Origin of the sequence: Bacillus sp. FSL P2-0099 (assembly GCF_038007445.1) — a bacterium.
In the GTDB taxonomy this organism is placed as follows: domain Bacteria; phylum Bacillota; class Bacilli; order Bacillales; family Bacillaceae_G; genus Bacillus_A; species Bacillus_A mycoides.
Genome location: NZ_JBBOXE010000001.1, coordinates 4,183,827 through 4,201,883, shown reverse-complemented (window position 1 = coordinate 4,201,883; position 18,057 = coordinate 4,183,827). Strand labels below are relative to the sequence as shown.

The following is an 18,057-nucleotide window of genomic DNA, read 5'->3' as shown; positions in this document are numbered from 1 at the left end:
ATGAAAAAAATAGTCTTTACAGGTGGCGGTTCGGCCGGGCATGTAACACCTAATTTAGCAATTATTCCACATTTACAAAAGCAGAACTGGGATATCTCTTATATTGGTTCTCATCAAGGGATTGAGAAAACGATTATAGAAAAAGAAGGAATCCCATACCATAGTATTGCAAGCGGGAAGCTACGTCGTTATTTTGATTTGAAAAATATAAAAGATCCTTTTCTCGTGATGAAGGGTGTTATGGATGCGTACGTAACAATTCGTAAACTAAAACCGGATGTTATTTTTTCAAAAGGTGGTTTCGTATCCGTACCAGTCGTAATAGGAGGGTGGCTAAATAGGGTGCCAGTTTTATTACATGAATCTGATATGACACCTGGACTAGCAAATAAAATTGCGCTCCGTTTTGCCTCGAAAATATTTGTTACATTTGAAGAAGCAGCGAAACATTTACCGAAAGAAAAAGTAATATATACAGGATCGCCTGTACGTGAAGACGTACTAAGAGGAAATCTTGAAAAAGGTTTAAAGTTTCTAGGGTTTTCCCGGAAGAAATCAGTTATTACTGTTATGGGAGGAAGTTTAGGCGCAAAGAAAATTAATGAAACGGTTCGATCGGCACTTCCAAATCTTCTGAAAAATTATCAAATTGTGCATCTTTGCGGAAAAGGAAATCTTGATGAATCCTTACAAAATAAAGAAGGATATAGACAATTTGAATATGTACATGAAGAGTTGCCGGATATATTAGCAGCAACAGATTTTGTTATTTCACGTGCGGGATCCAACGCGATTTTTGAATTTTTAACAATGCAAAAGCCGATGGTTTTAATTCCGTTATCGAAATTTGCAAGCCGTGGAGATCAAATTTTAAATGCTGAATCCTTTAAAAGACAAGGGTATGCATCGGTATTATATGAAGAGGATGTAACGGTGAACTCACTTATAAAGCATATAGAAGAGCTATCTCATAATAATGAGACGTATAAAATAGCATTAAAAAAATATAATGGAAAAGAAGCGATTAAAACTATCATTCAACATATTTCAGAGGCATGATTAAACAATCATGTCTTTTTTAGTAGGATGAAAGATTCCAAGAATTGATATTTTTATGTTACAATAAAGTGAAACTTTAATCAGTGGGGGGTTCATCCCCACTGATTATTAGCCCTCACCAATCGGGCTTTTACGGGCAGTTAATCCCACACCTAACTTCTTTGTTTTCGCTGAATTTTGAGGTGGGGGTCTTACTGCCCTCAAATAGCGGGGTAACAAATGGTTAATAGGGAAATTCCAATTGATTAAGCGTGAAAATACGAATGGATTAGGAGTGACTGTGTTGGAGCTAAGTCTCTATGAAAATACTGCACTTATTATATGCTTTGTGTTGTACGTTGGTAGTGTTATTGTTTATATTTCACGGAAATTTTCACAAGAACGAGAGCTTGAAAAATCAGAAATAACAGCTGAACTAGAAATGTTAGCTGATGAAAGTTATAAAAAACAAAAAATAAAAGAAGATCATGAGGCACCCCATCATTGAAACGCAAATAAGTTCTAAGGATGGGGATTTTTTTTGAAAAAATCCCATTAACGCTAAAAAAGGAGTTTCCCCATACATATTTAAGGAGTGAATATAAATGAAATTTTATATTGCTTCAGGATTTCAAAATAAACATCTTGTTCGTTTCGTATCAAGCCAGTTGAAAGAAGTGGGATGGCAGCATACATATGATTGGACGAAAAATGAAAGAGCAACCAATAGAGAACAATTGCAAAAGATTGGTGAAGAAGAACAAGAAGCGATACGAGAAGCTGATGTTTTCTTACTCATACTAGAGGGTGGGAATGGAAGTCATACAGAATTAGGGATGGCAATTGCTTTAGAAAAGAAAATTTATATATATCACAAGGGCAATGAGTTGCAAACGACATTCTACCATTTACGAGAAGTTGATATTTTCGAAGGAGAAATTGAGGGGCTTGTCTCATATATATTGAATAAAGTGGAATATTAGACGTGGGAATGCAGTGAGAAATATTTATTGCAAAAAAAGAGTGAAGGTTACCATTAGGCTATTTTGGGCACAGTTATTATAAGTAAAGCATATAAAGGAGTTATAAATATGAAATTAGAAAATGGATGGGAAACAAGTTTTTTAGAGGTTGTACAAAACAGTGAATTTAAGAAAGATGCAATTCTTAGTCAATTGCTTTTTGCGGATAGTGAAGAAGTAGAAGAGCTTGTTGATGATTACGGTTATGAAGAGATTATTGAACGCGAACATGATGATGAGTTAGCAGGAATTTTAGGAGAAGAACTTTTCAGTGAGCTGGAGCGAAACGTATTCTTATCTCCACAGCCAGAAGAAAAACTTATTTCATTCGTAAATGGATTAGGTTTTCATGTGTTAGATTGGATTGTGCTTCTTGAAACAGAATTTGGCATTGATAGCGCAAACTTCACATCGGATGCAGTGAAAATGTTAGAAAAGCGCTTTAGACAGTTTCCCTATATAGAAGAGAAGACAATTTTTGATATGACGTTTGAAGAAGCGATGGATGTATTAGAATCTGTTACAGGATTACAGCTGAAGGGGAAAATGAACGTATAATGAAAAAGAACGTGATAGCTTCACGTTCTTTTTTTTTACATAATAATAATTTTATCATCTAGCTTTGTTTGTCCAGTAAGAAGTGCATTTAAATACTCTACTTTTCGTATGCAAGCTTGTATATGTCTTTCAACCTCTTGTAACTCTGCTTGGTGATGCGTTTCAATTGGATGAATTTGTACGTTAAATTTTTCGAATTGACTACTATATGTTATTTCTGCATAGCCGCTCATAATATCGGTTTCGTTATGAAATAAAAATTGCTTCGTTTCTTCACAGAATGATACATCCTGAAAGCCATATACTTTTAATGCTTCAATTACTTTGTTAATCATGTTTATATTCATTTTTTAACCCTCTTTACGAAGTTCTACTTTTATATTATAACATAAAAAATTACGTAGAAAGCGCTTCCAAGTGTATTTTATTATAAACTTTACGTTTCAATCATAAAAATGAAACAAAGAAAAAATAATTGTAAAGAAGGAAGGACTCTTTTATTGTTTCGTCATATATATAGAGAAATAGTGCAATGAAAGGAAATTTTCCGAGGTGGAGATTGTATTTCCAATTTGAGCGCAGTAAAAGAGGTGAGAATCTTGAACTTTGATATTGTAGGACAAAAAGCATATATAAAAAATGGGCCGCATCGGAACCGAATTGGAACTGTAAAGAAAAATGAAAAACAATTAGAATCCCATTTTGCTATTGTAATTGGAGAACAAAGTATTGATGTAGAGCTAAAGGATATCGTGTTAGTTGGAGTAGATGTAGGACAATTTCATACATGGTGCGAGCAAAATGGTTATTTGTGAAAGGGACGGGCTGTGAGATAATGAAATATATTTGAGAAAAGAGAATATGTTATTGTATTCTCTTTTTCTATGTTTAAGGAGGCGGAAATGAAATATAAAGCACAGGAGCTTACATTGGAGTTGAAAGAGAAGATTCAATGTATGGAGAATGGAATAGAGCGAATATCACTTGAACTTTTTAAAGAGTATTCATATTTATACATAGAGAAAAACATGGAACTATCTATGGAACTTGTTAAAGATAAAGAGCATCCTTTTGAGGTGGGTTATTATTCATCAGTTGCCATAGCTATATTAGATGAAGAAAAAGAGATGATTGGATTTTATAATATTCCAATTTGGAAATGCGAAAGAATCTTTTTAGGAATGCAAATTCAATTAAGCATTTGGGGAAGTAAGAAAGTAGGGGAACTTGTTGATGAATCTTGTTATGAGATTGAGGAAGAGTTAAAAGAGCAACTAGAAGAATACTTGGAGTGATAACTTTCAAGAGAAGATGTATAGAGATGGAACATAATAAAAAAGACGCTAACAGTATAAATTGTTAGCGTCTTTTTTTATTATGAAGCAATCTCACCAGTTTTTACATCATCTTGATTGTACGTATCCTGATCTAATTCACCAAGCCATTTACTAGAAATAAGACCTGCTGTCATAGAACCACTTACGTTAAGAGCTGTACGACCCATATCGATTAATGGTTCAACTGAGATAACAAGAGCGACAATGCCGATTGGTAAGTTCATTGTAGATAGTACGATTAACGCTGCGAATGTTGCACCGCCACCAACACCGGCAACACCGAATGAGCTAATAGAAACGACAGCGATTAAAGTTAAAATGAATTGTGGTTGTAATGGATCGATTCCTACAGTTGGAGCGACCATCATAGCAAGCATTGCTGGATAAATACCTGCGCAACCGTTTTGACCGATAGATACCCCAAAGGATGCAGCGAAGTTAGCGATTCCTTCAGAAATACCAAGCTTTTCTTTTTGAGCTTCAATATTTAATGGCATTGCACCAGCACTAGAGCGAGATGTGAATGCAAATGTTAATACAGGGAACACTTTTTTCAAATATTGAATTGGATTTAAACCAGATAGTGCGATTAATAATAAGTGAATGATAAACATTACGATAAGAGCTACGTAAGATGCTAACACGAAGTTACCAAGTTTTAAAATAGCGTTAATATCGCTACCAGCAACTGTCTTTGCCATAAGAGCTAATACGCCGTATGGAGTAAGACGTAAAATTAATGTTACCATACGCATTACGATTGCATATACAGCATCAAGCATTTTCTTAAATAGCTCTGCTTGTTCTGGATATTTTCGTTTTACACCTATAAAGGCAATGCCGATAAAGGCTGCAAATATTACAACAGAAATTGTTGATGTTGGACGAGCACCTGTTAAATCAAGAAAAGGATTTGTAGGCAATAGTTCTAACAATTTGTCTGGAATTGTTGTCTTTTCAATAGAAGTAAATCTTTCTTCTACTAATTTCAGACGAGCAGATTCTGCATCACCTTGTTGTAATCCTGTTGCTGATACATCAAATCCTGCGCTTGCAGCTATACCGACAGCTGCGGCAATTCCTGTAGTAAGAATTAAAATTCCGATAATAAGACCACTGATTTTACCAAGGTTTTTCGTTAATTGTAATTTTGTAAATGCTGAAATAATAGATACTAAAATAAGTGGCATAACGATCATTTGAAGTAATTTCACATAACCGTTACCAATTAAACTAAACCAGGTATTTGATTCGATAATTACTTTAGAAGTAGGTTCATAAATAAATTGTAATATAAGACCAAAGATAATTCCGACTCCTAAAGCAGTAAATACACGTTTATTAAAAGATACATGCTTACGTTGCATATAATACAATACGCCAACTAAAATGAGCATGACTATGATGTTAATCCCGACAAGCAGTGTATTCATGTTGATTCCCCCTAATTCCAATGTGTTATATAGAATATAAGGTAATAAAACCTATAAGTCAACTAGGGAATTGCGGAATTAAAAAAAAGATGGCAATTTGCCATCTCTTAATGCCCAGCTCCAGGGACAAGTAAAAATGTTGTGTACCATGTAAATCCGATGAAGAAAACGGTTAAATATGCCCCGAATACGTATATATACATACGCTCTGTTAATTTTAAATAACTTAAAAGTACGAAGAATCCTGTTTGTCCTAAAAATAGTAGTGCGGCCGAATGCATATCCCCTACGTAAAACATAACCGAGAAAATTCCAGTCCAAAAGCCAAGAACGCGAAACATGCGCTCCATGCCATCTCCCTCCTTTTCTAAAAAAAGTAAAACCTCTTTTCATTATAGTTTATTTTTCTAACTATTGTAAATATTCATTCATATAAAAAAGAAGCCAATTATAATATTGACTTCTTCTTAGTTGAAAAACTAAATTCGAACTTTATCCCGCTATTTGTGGGCAGTAAAACTCCCACCTCAAAATTCGGCAAAATGCGAGGAAGTTAGGTGGGAGATAACTGCCCGTTAATGCGGGATTGGTGCGGGCTAATAATCAGTGGGGGAAGAACACCCCCCACTGATTAAAGTTTCACTTTATAGTTACAAGATTTGCATCCATCTAGTAGACTATCGTTTCGTGTTAATTCCACGTTCGGGAATAGGATTTCAAAAATCCCCTTCATCATATCTCCGTGCATATTACAAATTTCAGTCGGATGATGCGCAGCAACTTCTTTAAATGGGCAATTGTGTACATCATAGAAAATTTTTGTGCCATCTGTACTTAATTCAAAAGCAGGAGATAAGCCAGCTGTTGAGAATGCTTCTTTTGCGATTAGCATTTTTTGTTCTATCGTCAATGCTTCTGCACTTACATTTAAGCGATGCATATGTTGTTGCATTAATTCTTTGCCGAATTGTTTCCCTGTTTCATATAGCGCTTTTTCACCAGCACTACCTAAGCTTAGCAGTGAATTAAATGCTATCTGCGCTAACAATTGATAATCGCGAAATGGGAATTGTAACTGGATGACATCTTGAGACAAGACGTATAGTCTGCTTGGTCTGCCGCCTTTCCCAGTTTTTTTTGTTTCTGATTTGAGCATATTAACATCTTCTAATTTAGATAAATGTAAACGCGCTACGTTTGGATGAATGTTAAACTCATCTGCAATTTCTTGTACAGTTACGTAATTATGCTTTTGCGAAATATATTTATAAATGTAATAACGAGTAGGGTCAGATAACACACCTGTAATTTTTAAAGCTTGTTCCATTAGGATCTCCACCTTTATCACTTTATCCAAGATATTAACATTATAATACAGATAAACTTCCATATAGGTAATTTCAGACAATAATTCAGAAATTGTTCATAATTTCACAAACATATTTTCCCTTTTTCTCCTAGTGAAAATACAAAATCTCTAATTTTTCTTGTGCATTTTTTCATGATATATACATAGTGAGGAGGGAAACTTGATGAATAGTGTCGAGCTTTTTGCAAATATGATTATGAAAGAAGCTTGTGGGGTGCAAGCATCGGACTTACATATTGTGCCCAGGCAGAAGGATGTGGCGATTCAATTACGTATTGGAAAAGATTTAATTACGAAACGGTGTATTGAAAAGGGATTTGGAGAAAAGCTTGTTTCGCACTTTAAATTTTTAGCATCAATGGATATAGGAGAGAGGAGAAAACCTCAAAATGGTTCGTTGTACTTACAAATTGATGGGCAAGAAGTGTATTTACGCCTTTCAACACTTCCAACAGTATATCAAGAAAGTCTCGTTATTCGCCTCCATTTACAAGCATCTGTACAGCCGTTGTCTCACCTTTCGTTATTTCCAAGTTCAGCGGAAAAATTACTCTCTTTTTTAAAGCATTCGCATGGGTTACTCGTATTTACTGGGCCGACTGGTTCTGGAAAAACAACAACAATGTATGCGTTATTAGAAGTAGCTAGAAAATGGCAAACACGTCGTATCATTACACTAGAAGATCCAGTTGAGCAAAGAAAAGACGGTTTATTACAAATTCAAATAAATGAAAAAGCTGGTATCACATATAAAACAGGATTAAAGGCTATTTTGCGTCATGATCCAGATATTATTTTAGTTGGCGAAATTCGTGATGAAGAAACAGCAAAAGTAGCTGTAAGGGCCAGTTTGACGGGACATTTAGTAATGACAACCTTGCATACAAATGATGCGAAAGGAGCGATACTACGATTTATGGATTATGGTATTACAAGGCAAGAAATTGAACAATCATTATTAGCAGTAGCTGCTCAGCGGCTCGTCGAATTAAAATGTCCATTTTGCAGAGGGAAGTGTGCAACTTTATGTAAATCAATGAGGAAAGTGAGACAGGCAAGCATTTATGAACTGTTATATGGATATGAATTAAAACAAGCGATTAAAGAAGCAAGTGGAGAACATGTTACGTATCACTATAAAACGTTGGAATCGTCGGTTCGAAAAGGGTATGCTTTAGGCTTTTTAGAAGAAGATGTATATGTTTAAGAGAAAATGGAGTTTAAGTGATCAAGCATTATTATGTAAAAGATTAAGTGATTTATTAGAGAAAGGTTACTCACTTTTGCAGGCGTTAGAATTTTTGCAGTTGCAACTACCATTAGGGAAGAAATTACAGTTACAGCGTATGATCGAGGGATTGAAAAATGGACAAAGTTTGCACGCTTCTTTTCACCAATTAATGTTTCACTCTGAGATGTTAAGTTATTTGTTTTATGCAGAGCGACATGGTGACATTTCTTTTGCTTTGCAACAAGGAAGCGTACTTCTTTACAAGAAAGATAAATATAGGAAAGATATGATGAAAGTAATGCGATATCCTATGTTTTTATCATTTTTTTTAATGATTATGCTTTCTGTTTTTAACCTCATTTTATTGCCTCAGTTTGAAATGATGTATAGTTCTTTACGTTCTACAGCACCACCACTTACGGAGCAAATTTTAGTTGCAATTAAATTATTACCCTACTTCATTTATATGATTGTTCTTATCGTTATAACGGGATTTAGTTTATATATATTTTATTTCCGAAAACTTCCGCCTACTCAAAAGGTAAAGATTATGATCCGTATTCCCCTTATGAAAACATTTCTTATTTTAAATCATTCTCATTATTTCTCCACTCAATTAAGTGGTTTATTACACGGTGGATTGTCCGTACACGAAGCATTAACAATAATGATGAAGCAAAAGTATCATCCGTTCTTTCAGTATGAAGCAGACCGAATTGAGCGACAATTAATTGCAGGAGAACCGTTACAATCTATTATTGATAAAAGCGGTTATTACGAGAAAGAACTTTCTTATATCATTACGCATGGACAAGCAAACGGTAATTTAGCAAATGAGCTTGGTGATTACAGTGAGCTCATTATTGAAAAGGTAGAACAAAAAATTAAACGTATGTTATTTGTGATTCAACCCATTTTATTTACATGTCTTGGGGTTATAGTCATTTTGATGTACTTAGCGATGATTATGCCGATGTTTCAAATGATGAATTCTATATAGGGGGCATTTACATGCAGAATGAGGAGGGTTTTACTCTTTTAGAAATGTTATTAGTTATGGTTGTCATAACTGTATTATTACTATTAATTATTCCAAATGTAGTTACACAGCGCTCATCCGTCCAAGGAAAAGGATGTGCAGCCTATGTGAAATCTATAGAAGCACAAATACAAGCATATCACTTGCAACATAATAAGATTCCATCAATAGAGGAACTTGAAACAGGAAAGTATATTACTTCAAAAACTTGCCCGAAAGGTGAACCAATCCATATTTCCGATGATGGTACGGTATCAGCTGGGAAATCGTGAAGCAAAAAGGTTTTACTCTTTTAGAAATGCTACTTGTCTTATTTGCTATTTCTGTACTGAGTGTTGTTACGCATTTTAACGTTACTTCATTACATGAAAAACAAAAAGTTGAGCAGTTTTTGAAACAGTTTTCAAATGATATTTTGTATATGCAGCAGTTGGCGATTAAGCGTCAACAACATTATACGTTACGCTGGTTTAAAGGGAAACAGATGTATTATATTTCGGAATCGGAGACAGACCTTTTAATTGTTAAGAGAGAATATGATAAAGATGTCCAAGTGGATTTGCATACCTTTCCAAATCCAATGACATATAATCCGAGCGGGAATATTAATAGGGGTGGTACGATTTTACTTTCCTATCGAGGGTATAAATATGAGATTGTATTTCAGCTTGGAAGAGGGAGATTTACGTATCGTGAAGTGTCAAAAAGGATCAGTAATGGTTGAAATGGTTGTAGCGTTAAGTTTAATAATGATGGCGGCATCGTTATTGCTCCCGCAAACATTATTAATTATGCAAGAAAGAAAAAATATAAAAATGAGCTATAAAGCATTAATATTATTAAAAAAAGAAGCGGCCTTATTTAAGTATGAGAATGAGGAAAAGCGAGTAAAAGAGCAAGTCATAAAAGGAATTGTATATTACACATATTGGAGAGGAGATGAGGTTTGTACGATGTGGAAAGATAGGAGAGGAAAAGCGATGGAGCAATGCCTTTATGCAAAGGAAAAATAAAAAAGAAGCGGGATTTACATTAATAGAAATGATTGCATGTTTGTTGCTTTTATCAATGTTCTTTTTACTTTTACCGCGTCTTCATATTATGGGGATAGAAAATACACATTCAAAAGGATTAAATGACTGGGAGTGGGATGTGTTTTTAGGACAAATGCAATTAGAGTTTCGTGAAGTATTAAGTGGGAGGAAGATAGAGCTAGAAAACGGTGGGAATATTTTACGCTTCCAACTTCGTAATGGTGATCAGGTGACGTATGAAAAGTTGAATAGTAATCTGATAAGAAAAGTAAATATGCGCGGAAGGGAATTTATATTACAAAGGATTGAAGCGATTTCGTATAAATTAACACCTCATTTGTTATATATATATGTGAAAGATATAAGTGGTGAAATATATGAAGGCGTGGCTGTGCGCTATAGTGAAATTGAGATAGAAACATGAGAAAACAAAATGGATTTGTAATGCCAGGAACAATTATTTTTCTTATTTTATTCATTTCTTTTTTGATGTACGAAACGAATATGTTACTTTCGGATAAAAAATTTTATTCTGAAATAGAACAAAGTTTTTTCATGGAGGAACTTGTTGATCGCGCTATTTCAGATATAAAAAGAGAGTTACAGCAAAAAGAAAAAGAGGATGTTTTTTTATTTCAGTATGAAAGAGGAGAAGTGAGTGGAAAGTACGTCTTTGAAAATGATGTTATTATCATTTCGTTGCAATGTGTTACAAAACAGAGAGTTTTCTATACAGTGAGCTTTCACTATAGGAAAAAGGATAATAAAATATTTGATTGGGTAGAAGGATAATATGTAAAATATATGGAGAAGAACCATGAGTTTCTATTGTGGAGGGAGTCAATTTCTTTGAGGAAAGGGATAAGAACGATGTTCAAAAGTTTAAATTTTCTCAAAAAAGAGAAAGGTAGAAAGAATATGATATATTCATGCTATCCAATCATTTTTTCTAGGGAGATAAGAAAATGACAAATAACAATCAAATAGGTGAAAGTAAGGAACAAACTATTTTTGATCATAAAGGAAATACGATTATGACAGAGGATAGGGAAATACAAATTATTTCAAAATTCGAAGAACCTTTTATTGTCGTATTAGCAAATGTATTAAGTGATGAAGAGTGTGCTGAATTGATTGAATTGTCTAAAAGTAATATGAAACGTTCTAAAGTTGGTTCATCACGTGATGTAAATGATATTCGAACGAGTAGTGGTGCATTTTTGGAAGAGAATGAACTTACTTCGAAGATTGAAAAACGAATTTCATCTATCACGAATGTTCCTGTAGCGCATGGAGAAGGATTGCACATTTTAAATTATGAAGTAGATCAAGAATATAAAGCGCACTATGATTATTTTGCGGAACATAGTAGATCAGCTGCTAATAATCGTATAAGTACTCTTGTGATGTACTTAAATGATGTAGAAGAAGGCGGAGAAACATTCTTTCCGAAATTAAATCTTTCTGTACACCCTAGAAAGGGAATGGCAGTATACTTTGAGTACTTTTATCAAGATCAATCACTAAATGAGCTTACGTTACATGGAGGGGCACCTGTTACGAAGGGCGAGAAATGGATTGCAACGCAGTGGGTGAGAAGAGGTACTTATAAGTAAAAGTGAGCCAGCTTGTTTGATTACGAGAAAATAGTGAGTATGTTACGTTTTGTTCTTCATAGCATAAGAAGAACAAAACGTTTTTTTATTAAATAAAGTAACATCTTTCGTTATAATAACAAATAATAACGGATGATTGAGAGGAACGAAAATGAAATCTATATACATAACTGGCTATATGGGAGCCGGGAAAACAACAATTGGAAAAGTGTTAAGTAAAGAACTTCATATGGATGTTGTAGATACAGACCAAAAAATTGAAGAGAAGCAAGAGAAGGCAATTCGTGATATTTTTGCCGAAGAAGGCGAAATGGCTTTTCGGGAATATGAAAGTGAAATGTTACGTTCACTACCGGTTCAGAATGTAATTATTACAACGGGTGGAGGGATTATTGAACGAGCGGAAAATCGAAAGTGGATGAAGGAAAATGGAACTGTTGTGTATTTATATTGCGATCCACATGTAATTGCAGAAAGGCTTCGTGAAGATACGACACGTCCACTATTTCAGAAGAAAGATATAGATGCATTTATAACGAAATTTGAATCGCGCCGAGCTTATTATGAAGAGGCTGATATTCATATCGATACGACAAATAAGTCGGTAAAGCAAATTATGAATGAATTAAAGCAAAAGATTAATGAATAAAAAAGTGGACATACTAATCAAGTAGAGGTGATGATAATATGTCTACTAATGATTATGTACGCTTTGTGACACAGCAATTTGTGTCATATATGGATGCTCCAAAAGAGGATCGAAAACAACAGAAACAACAACGTCGCGCGGAGAAAGAGCCATTCTTAAATAAATGGTTTGGTGTTATGCCACTGAGCGCTGCTTTGTTTTATCGAAATGTAAAAAATAAAAGAAAAAAATCAAGCTAACTTTTTCGTAATATGTCTGGCAAAATAAAGATCCCCCTAGTGCAACAAGCTGCTAGGGGATCTTTATTTATTGTTGCACAGATTCTTTTTCTTCAGTAACCGCATGTATCTTATTATTTACCCATACAAACCCTATTCCGATGCAAATAGAAATACCCCAGCCAACAGCGGTCATAATAGCTCTCATTTCACCATATCCATCTACACCGAAAACAGAGATGAAATAGATTTTCAAGAAGCTTTTTAATATAAATTGAAGGCCGAAAAATAGTGTTAAATATTGCAGTGCTGGATATATACGACTATCACGATAAAGCTCACGACTTTTATCACGATCATGACCTTGCAGTGCTGAAATATCCGCTGCGAAATATAACATAAGTGGTTTTTTTATAAAGATTGTACATATAACGATGCAGCCAAGTACGATATGATAATATGCATCATTCCATAGCATTCGTTCCGCTGATCCAGATATTAAGTCTACCGTTGTATTAGAAATGAGTGTAATTAAAATAAAGAACCCTGTAACGTTAAACTGTTTTTCTTTTTTAAAGGTATACAGTGTATAAATAATCCCCGGAACAGAGGAAATTAACATTGCGTAATAAGGATCGATATAAGGTTTTGCAAATTTCCAAATGAGGAATGGGAATACGAGATAAAAGACAAGATCTAATATAGCTTTTTTATTTTGATTCATACAAATCCTCCTTAAGTCATACATATATTTTATAATATAATTTCTGAAAATTGTATAAGGTTTAATAAAAAAAAGAAAAGTAGATGATTAGTAGATTAAAAAAATTGTCCCTAGCGTAGTAAGTTTTTTTAGTATATAATAAAGGAAACGCTTTCATTTTTGATTTGTTCACAAAATGGATGGAAAATCACATATTTACTATTGATATGTTACTTTATAATGAAACTAATTAAATATACATGCATACAATATTGTGAAATAAATAACATAAATAATCTATATAAATGTAAACGTTATCAAAAGAGAGGTGGAGACAATGAGTAAATTTTTCTTCAATCATAATCCAGCAACATTAGAGGATGGAAGACTGGTTAAGTATGCTGAAATTATTTATGGAGAAGGTGGCCGTTCTGTATTAGAAAATTTAATGGTGAAGGCATCTATCAGATTACGTGATCGTTATCCGAATAAATCTGACGAACAGATCTCGAACCTCGTAAATCAAGGCATCCATGATATGTTTCAAAAATACGTGAATGAGTAAGAGCAGCTACTGGCTGCTCTTATTTTTTTGTATAAGGATTGTGCCTCTAGCTGAAAATAAAGATGCATTTTGAAACATGCAAAAAGGAGGCGAAAAAGATGAGTAATGGAATTGGTCGTTCAAAAGAGAATCTTCCAACTGATGCAAACCATGTAAGTGCAAAGGATCGTGCATATCAGAAACGTATGACAGAGAAAAAACAGCAAGAGCGTAATGAAGATAGAGAATAGGCTGGGAACATATCTTAAAAGAAAGCTCCTTCAATCTGAAGGAGCTTTCTTTAAGATAGAAAATGATTTGCGGTAACATAAAAGAGACCACCGTTTATAATTTGTATTGTAATGCGTGGTTCGTATTGTTCTTGTAATGCTTGCTTTTCAATTTCATAGCTTTCTGGAAGTTCATCGCTATCTTCGTAAAATCGATTTAAAAGGTCTAAATCGTGATTCCAACGCACTCTCGCTTCTTTTGCCCACGTGTGGTCATCTTCAGCGATTATACTTTTTAAAGCATCCTCTATACGCTGTAAGCCACTTTGTGGCTTAATGATAGGTGAGAGGGTAAAACAAAAGTCAGGTATTTTCGGTGTGAGTTTGATCTCTGCTAAAGTGTCATGAAAGTTTGCAATCATTGTCCCGGAAATAAGATGAATACCGATGGAATGAAGTATGTCTTTTTTTCGGTCGCATTGATAAGATACTTTTATATTTACACCAAGCCAAGGATGAAGGGGGGTATGAGTTGCCCCGCTATGTTTCACTTCCTCATATAAACGTATGTATGAACCTAGTTCTTTTGTTGTTTCAAATATTTGATGCAAACGGGGTGAACCGTAATGAATAAGTTCACCGTCGTTTTCTTCGTTTTCCGGATTTGTAATAAGAGTAAGGCGCATCGGGTTCGGAACGCCTCCTGTTTTTTCAAGATAGTGCCAATAGAAAGGGCGGTTCATTAATAATTTATCCATTTCAATTGTTAATTGCACGTCTAATAGGTGAGGGGAACGTTCTAAAATTTCGCAGTTATTCGCCTCAAAAAAGTTATATAAGTAATTATGAATTTCATTTTGCTGCATAGTCCTGCACCTCTGCTTCATTGCGCTTCGCAAAATCGATAATAGATGTTAAATTTTCCATCTTGATTCGAATTTCACCTTCGCTTTTTGACTGCGCGAAAATTTCTTGAATATGCGCATCAATATTTTTCATGTTGATTCTCGTTAAAATTTCATCGAGTTCACCGATTACACGTTCAAATAAATTAATTTTTTCATATAGTAGTTTTAAAATGTGCTCTTCAACAGTGTGCTTTGTTGCTAAGTTATAAATGTGAACATCATTTTTTTGTCCAAGACGGTGAATACGTCCAATCCTTTGCTCGAGTCGCATTGGATTCCACGGTAAGTCGTAATTAATCATATGGCTACAAAATTGTAAGTTAATTCCTTCACCACCAGCTTCGGTCGCAATTAATACTTGGGCATGATTTTGGAAAAGCTCCTTCATCCAATCTTTCTTCCCGCGCTTAAATCCACCGCGAAATGGAACAGAGGAAATGCCATGTTGTTGTAAGAACCATTGTAAATACATTTGTGAAGCTCTATATTCAGTGAAGATAATGACTTTATCGTCAACTTCTTTTATAAGCTCTAGTGCTTTATTTGCTTTGGAGTTGAACGGAATATGATTAATTTTGTCCATCAGCACATCAATATGTGGGTCCTTTATGTAGTGCTCATTTTCTTTCTGTCTTTTTTCTACATGTTTTTTTAGTGAATAGTAAACAGCTTCACGACTACTACATGCTTCCCGTTTTAAAGTTAAGGATGAGAAAGCAGATGTGACGGCATCTTGTCCACGCCAATTTTCAATTTCATTATACAAAGCTTGTTCTTCTTCATTGAATTCAACGAAGATTGTTCGTACATGCCTCTTCGGCCAATCAATGCCAGTGTTATTGCGTCTATTTCGAACCATTACTTTATTGATAAGAGCTTTTAAATCTTCATCTGATTCAGTGGAACGATTTTTGGAAGCGTAATATTCTTCAAAATTAGATTGATTGCCTAAATGACCTGGTTTTAATAAAGAAACGAGGTTGAAGATTTCATCGATTTTATTTTGAACAGGAGTTGCAGTTAGTAATAAACAAAACTTCTTTTTTAATCGCTGTGCAAATTCATAGTTTTTTGTTTTATTATTTTTTAGTTTATGTGCTTCATCGATAATAATAAGGTCATACTCTAGGTTTAAAACGATATCGCGATGCGGTGAACGTTTCGCAGTATCGATTGATGAAACGATGACATCAGCTTGTTCCCAAGAATAACTTTTCTTTTGAGCGACCGCAGGAATAAAAAATTTTGTGTTTAGTTCATACGCCCACTGAGATACGAGAGAAGCTGGAACGAGAATGAGTACCTTTTTTACAAGTCCTCGAACCATATATTCTTTCAAAATAAGTCCAGCTTCAATCGTTTTTCCAAGTCCAACTTCATCTGCTAGAATCGCTTTACCATTCATTTGTTCAATGACATTTTGAGCGACCTCTAATTGATGTGGAAGCGGCGTGAAATGTGATAAATGTTTCGGTGCTTGCAATCCATCAAAAGTAGGGACGAGTAACGATTTCTCTGTTTTATAAGCTAAATGATATAAATCCCAATTTGTCCAAGGACCATCTTCATCAATTCTTTTTAAAAAATTATTTTGCCACGTTCGATCTACGGAAATATCGACATTCATTAAGACTCTCCCACCTTTTATAAACTAAAGTGATTATTAAAAAAATCTTTATTATAAGCCTCGTAATAAGGCGCTATCACAATTACTAAAAGTTAAAGAATAGGCAATGATAGAGGGCTAAATTTCAAAATTTGTATTTAATAAGATTAAGAATGAAAAATTCTAAATTATTTTTTATGCTAGAATATTGATGAAATATAGCGAATAATGTTAGGATAATGGTGTGAAATGTGTGGAATCTTTCGTATTTTATCCAAGAAAGTAACTTTTTATTTACGCTTTCATAAAAAAAATATACTGAGATTCCGTATAACCTTATCTTTTCAGAATGAAAATGTTTAGATATGGGAAGCAACTTTTATTGATTTGTCAGAGCATAAGGGGGAAAGAGCATGATTACATTACAACGTACACCGTTATTTGATGTATACGCGAAGTATGGTGGGAAAACAGTCGACTTCGGTGGTTGGGAATTACCAGTTCAATTTTCAAGCATTAAAGAGGAACATGAAGCTGTACGTACAGGAGCAGGTTTGTTCGATGTATCTCATATGGGAGAAGTAGAGGTAAAAGGTGTAGATAGTTTAGCATTTTTACAACGTGTTGTTACAAATGACGTATCTACCTTAAAGGTAGGGGGCGCACAATATACAGCTATGTGCTATGAAAATGGTGGCACAGTAGATGACTTATTAATCTACAAACGTGGTGAAGAAGACTATTTATTAGTAATCAATGCATCAAATATCGAGAAAGATTACGAATGGTTAGCTAGCCATGTAATTGGCGATGCGAAAGTAGTCAATGTTTCTAGTGAAGTTGCGCAGCTTGCAATTCAAGGACCAAAAGCAGAAGGCATTTTACAAAAAGTTGTGTCAGAATATTTGAAAGAAATTAAGTTCTTTAAATTTAAAAATAATATTCTTGTAGATGGAATTCCTGCACTTGTATCTCGTACAGGTTACACAGGTGAAGATGGATTCGAAATTTACTGTAAGAGTGAAGATGCAGCAAAACTTTGGGAGAAACTTCTTGAAGTGGGAGCAGAAGAGGGCTTAAAACCATGTGGCTTAGGTGCTCGTGATACACTTCGCTTCGAAGCAACACTTCCGTTATACGGACAAGAGTTATCAAAAGATATTACACCGATTGAAGCGGGAATTGGCTTTGCGGTAAAACCAAATAAAGAAGCAGATTTCTTTGGAAAAGAAACGTTAAAAGAGCAAAAAGAAAACGGTGCATCTCGTAAATTAGTCGGCATCGAAGTAATCGAACGCGGTATTCCTCGTACGCATTACCCTGTATTTATAGGAGAAGAAAAAATCGGGGAAGTAACGAGTGGTACACAATCTCCAACGTTAAAGAAAAGCATTGGTTTAGCACTAATTGATGTAAAATACGCAGCAGTTGATACAGAAGTAGAAATTGAAATTCGTAATAAACGCGTCAAAGCAGTAGTTGTTCCAACACCATTTTATAAACGTTCAAAGTAACGGGGAGA

Annotated in this window: 26 protein-coding genes and 1 pseudogene; 19 read left to right on the top strand and 8 right to left on the bottom strand. The window is 34.4% G+C overall.

What is annotated here, in order from left to right; genetic code table 11:
• The 4 genes from MKY90_RS21750 (at window position 1) to MKY90_RS21735 (ending at window position 2,618) form a co-directional block, all read left to right on the top strand.
• Window positions 1-1,059, top strand: coding sequence for an undecaprenyldiphospho-muramoylpentapeptide beta-N-acetylglucosaminyltransferase (locus tag MKY90_RS21750; protein WP_063218900.1), 1,059 nt, complete (start codon window positions 1-3; stop codon window positions 1,057-1,059).
• Window positions 1,060-1,303: 244 nt separating this feature from the next.
• Window positions 1,304-1,546 carry a DUF3966 domain-containing protein gene (locus MKY90_RS21745; RefSeq protein WP_085960924.1) on the top strand — a complete coding sequence of 81 codons (243 nt, stop codon included), beginning with the start codon at window positions 1,304-1,306 and terminating at the stop codon, window positions 1,544-1,546.
• A 97-nt stretch (window positions 1,547-1,643) separates the two neighbouring features.
• The gene (locus tag MKY90_RS21740; RefSeq protein ID WP_215599348.1) at window positions 1,644-2,021 is read left to right on the top strand and encodes a nucleoside 2-deoxyribosyltransferase; all 378 of its coding nucleotides are present in this window, start codon (window positions 1,644-1,646) and stop codon (window positions 2,019-2,021) included.
• A gap of 108 nt (window positions 2,022-2,129) precedes the next feature.
• Window positions 2,130-2,618: a hypothetical protein gene (locus tag MKY90_RS21735; RefSeq protein ID WP_002015119.1), complete on the top strand. Its 489-nt coding sequence runs from the start codon at window positions 2,130-2,132 to the stop codon at window positions 2,616-2,618.
• Window positions 2,619-2,653: 35 nt separating this feature from the next.
• Here the strand turns inward: MKY90_RS21735 and MKY90_RS21730 are convergent, their stop codons facing one another.
• Window positions 2,654-2,965, bottom strand: a complete 312-nt coding sequence (locus MKY90_RS21730; protein ID WP_002165070.1) for a hypothetical protein — start codon at window positions 2,963-2,965, stop codon at window positions 2,654-2,656.
• A gap of 252 nt (window positions 2,966-3,217) precedes the next feature.
• Here MKY90_RS21730 and MKY90_RS21725 point away from each other — a divergent pair, with 252 nt between their 5' ends.
• Together MKY90_RS21725 and MKY90_RS21720 are read left to right on the top strand one after the other, a co-directional pair.
• Entirely contained in the window at window positions 3,218-3,433 is a 216-nt protein-coding gene (locus MKY90_RS21725; protein WP_002034026.1) for a DUF3912 family protein, read from the top strand.
• Window positions 3,434-3,502: 69 nt separating this feature from the next.
• The gene (locus MKY90_RS21720; RefSeq protein ID WP_165689457.1) at window positions 3,503-3,913 is read left to right on the top strand and encodes a hypothetical protein; all 411 of its coding nucleotides are present in this window, start codon (window positions 3,503-3,505) and stop codon (window positions 3,911-3,913) included.
• Between the two features lie 80 nt (window positions 3,914-3,993).
• Here the strand turns inward: MKY90_RS21720 and MKY90_RS21715 are convergent, their stop codons facing one another.
• The 3 genes from MKY90_RS21715 to MKY90_RS21705 all read right to left on the bottom strand — a co-directional run bounded on the left by MKY90_RS21715 (window position 3,994) and on the right by MKY90_RS21705 (window position 6,715).
• On the bottom strand, window positions 3,994-5,388 hold the full coding sequence (locus tag MKY90_RS21715; protein ID WP_341092539.1) for an L-cystine transporter: 1,395 nt from the start codon (window positions 5,386-5,388) through the stop codon (window positions 3,994-3,996).
• A 107-nt stretch (window positions 5,389-5,495) separates the two neighbouring features.
• Complete coding sequence (locus tag MKY90_RS21710; protein ID WP_002088627.1) at window positions 5,496-5,738, bottom strand: DUF2626 domain-containing protein; 243 nt, start codon at window positions 5,736-5,738, stop codon at window positions 5,496-5,498.
• Between the two features lie 281 nt (window positions 5,739-6,019).
• The gene (locus tag MKY90_RS21705; protein WP_002014995.1) at window positions 6,020-6,715 is read right to left on the bottom strand and encodes a helix-turn-helix transcriptional regulator; all 696 of its coding nucleotides are present in this window, start codon (window positions 6,713-6,715) and stop codon (window positions 6,020-6,022) included.
• 205 nt (window positions 6,716-6,920) lie between these two features.
• On the opposite strand from MKY90_RS21705, the gene comGA reads away from it, so the two are divergent.
• The 10 genes from comGA (at window position 6,921) to MKY90_RS21655 (ending at window position 12,565) form a co-directional block, all read left to right on the top strand.
• On the top strand, window positions 6,921-7,964 hold the full coding sequence (gene comGA, locus MKY90_RS21700; RefSeq protein WP_002138337.1) for a competence type IV pilus ATPase ComGA: 1,044 nt from the start codon (window positions 6,921-6,923) through the stop codon (window positions 7,962-7,964).
• Complete coding sequence (gene comGB, locus MKY90_RS21695; protein WP_016096112.1) at window positions 7,951-8,988, top strand: competence type IV pilus assembly protein ComGB; 1,038 nt, start codon at window positions 7,951-7,953, stop codon at window positions 8,986-8,988. The genes comGA and comGB overlap by 14 nt, the downstream gene beginning before the upstream one ends.
• An 11-nt stretch (window positions 8,989-8,999) precedes the next feature.
• Window positions 9,000-9,299, top strand: a complete 300-nt coding sequence (gene comGC, locus MKY90_RS21690; RefSeq protein ID WP_002088623.1) for a competence type IV pilus major pilin ComGC — start codon at window positions 9,000-9,002, stop codon at window positions 9,297-9,299.
• Window positions 9,296-9,751 (top strand): competence type IV pilus minor pilin ComGD, encoded by a 456-nt coding sequence (comGD, locus tag MKY90_RS21685; RefSeq protein ID WP_078184431.1) that lies wholly within the window; start codon window positions 9,296-9,298, stop codon window positions 9,749-9,751. Before comGC ends, comGD begins: the two co-directional genes overlap by 4 nt.
• Window positions 9,744-10,040: a hypothetical protein gene (locus MKY90_RS21680; RefSeq protein WP_016100615.1), complete on the top strand. Its 297-nt coding sequence runs from the start codon at window positions 9,744-9,746 to the stop codon at window positions 10,038-10,040. Before comGD ends, MKY90_RS21680 begins: the two co-directional genes overlap by 8 nt.
• Complete coding sequence (gene comGF, locus MKY90_RS21675) at window positions 10,024-10,485, top strand: competence type IV pilus minor pilin ComGF (RefSeq protein WP_002088620.1); 462 nt, start codon at window positions 10,024-10,026, stop codon at window positions 10,483-10,485. The genes MKY90_RS21680 and comGF overlap by 17 nt, the downstream gene beginning before the upstream one ends.
• Window positions 10,482-10,853: a competence type IV pilus minor pilin ComGG gene (comGG, locus tag MKY90_RS21670; protein ID WP_098167362.1), complete on the top strand. Its 372-nt coding sequence runs from the start codon at window positions 10,482-10,484 to the stop codon at window positions 10,851-10,853. The genes comGF and comGG overlap by 4 nt, the downstream gene beginning before the upstream one ends.
• Window positions 10,854-11,026: 173 nt before the next feature.
• Window positions 11,027-11,677, top strand: a complete 651-nt coding sequence (locus tag MKY90_RS21665) for a 2OG-Fe(II) oxygenase (RefSeq protein ID WP_341092534.1) — start codon at window positions 11,027-11,029, stop codon at window positions 11,675-11,677.
• Window positions 11,678-11,828: 151 nt separating this feature from the next.
• Complete coding sequence (locus tag MKY90_RS21660; protein WP_002129082.1) at window positions 11,829-12,326, top strand: shikimate kinase; 498 nt, start codon at window positions 11,829-11,831, stop codon at window positions 12,324-12,326.
• A 38-nt stretch (window positions 12,327-12,364) separates the two neighbouring features.
• On the top strand, window positions 12,365-12,565 hold the full coding sequence (locus MKY90_RS21655) for a YqzE family protein (protein ID WP_002015009.1): 201 nt from the start codon (window positions 12,365-12,367) through the stop codon (window positions 12,563-12,565).
• Between the two features lie 67 nt (window positions 12,566-12,632).
• On the opposite strand, the gene MKY90_RS21650 is transcribed toward MKY90_RS21655, so the two are convergent.
• Both MKY90_RS21650 and MKY90_RS21645 read right to left on the bottom strand, forming a co-directional pair.
• Complete coding sequence (locus MKY90_RS21650) at window positions 12,633-13,268, bottom strand: VC0807 family protein (RefSeq protein WP_002015010.1); 636 nt, start codon at window positions 13,266-13,268, stop codon at window positions 12,633-12,635.
• A gap of 128 nt (window positions 13,269-13,396) precedes the next feature.
• A pseudogene (locus MKY90_RS21645) lies at window positions 13,397-13,513 on the bottom strand (GTP pyrophosphokinase).
• A 71-nt stretch (window positions 13,514-13,584) separates the two neighbouring features.
• On the opposite strand from MKY90_RS21645, the gene MKY90_RS21640 reads away from it, so the two are divergent.
• Together MKY90_RS21640 and MKY90_RS21635 are read left to right on the top strand one after the other, a co-directional pair.
• Window positions 13,585-13,812 carry a hypothetical protein gene (locus MKY90_RS21640; protein WP_000032698.1) on the top strand — a complete coding sequence of 76 codons (228 nt, stop codon included), beginning with the start codon at window positions 13,585-13,587 and terminating at the stop codon, window positions 13,810-13,812.
• A gap of 98 nt (window positions 13,813-13,910) precedes the next feature.
• On the top strand, window positions 13,911-14,042 hold the full coding sequence (locus MKY90_RS21635) for a hypothetical protein (RefSeq protein ID WP_002088613.1): 132 nt from the start codon (window positions 13,911-13,913) through the stop codon (window positions 14,040-14,042).
• A 50-nt stretch (window positions 14,043-14,092) separates the two neighbouring features.
• On the opposite strand, the gene MKY90_RS21630 is transcribed toward MKY90_RS21635, so the two are convergent.
• Both MKY90_RS21630 and MKY90_RS21625 read right to left on the bottom strand, forming a co-directional pair.
• On the bottom strand, window positions 14,093-14,887 hold the full coding sequence (locus MKY90_RS21630) for a YqhG family protein (RefSeq protein ID WP_002088611.1): 795 nt from the start codon (window positions 14,885-14,887) through the stop codon (window positions 14,093-14,095).
• The gene (locus MKY90_RS21625; protein WP_002015016.1) at window positions 14,874-16,556 is read right to left on the bottom strand and encodes a DEAD/DEAH box helicase; all 1,683 of its coding nucleotides are present in this window, start codon (window positions 16,554-16,556) and stop codon (window positions 14,874-14,876) included. The genes MKY90_RS21630 and MKY90_RS21625 overlap by 14 nt, the downstream gene beginning before the upstream one ends.
• Window positions 16,557-16,948: 392 nt before the next feature.
• On the opposite strand from MKY90_RS21625, the gene gcvT reads away from it, so the two are divergent.
• On the top strand, window positions 16,949-18,049 hold the full coding sequence (gcvT, locus tag MKY90_RS21620) for a glycine cleavage system aminomethyltransferase GcvT (protein ID WP_341092532.1): 1,101 nt from the start codon (window positions 16,949-16,951) through the stop codon (window positions 18,047-18,049).
• Window positions 18,050-18,057 lie beyond the last annotated feature (8 nt).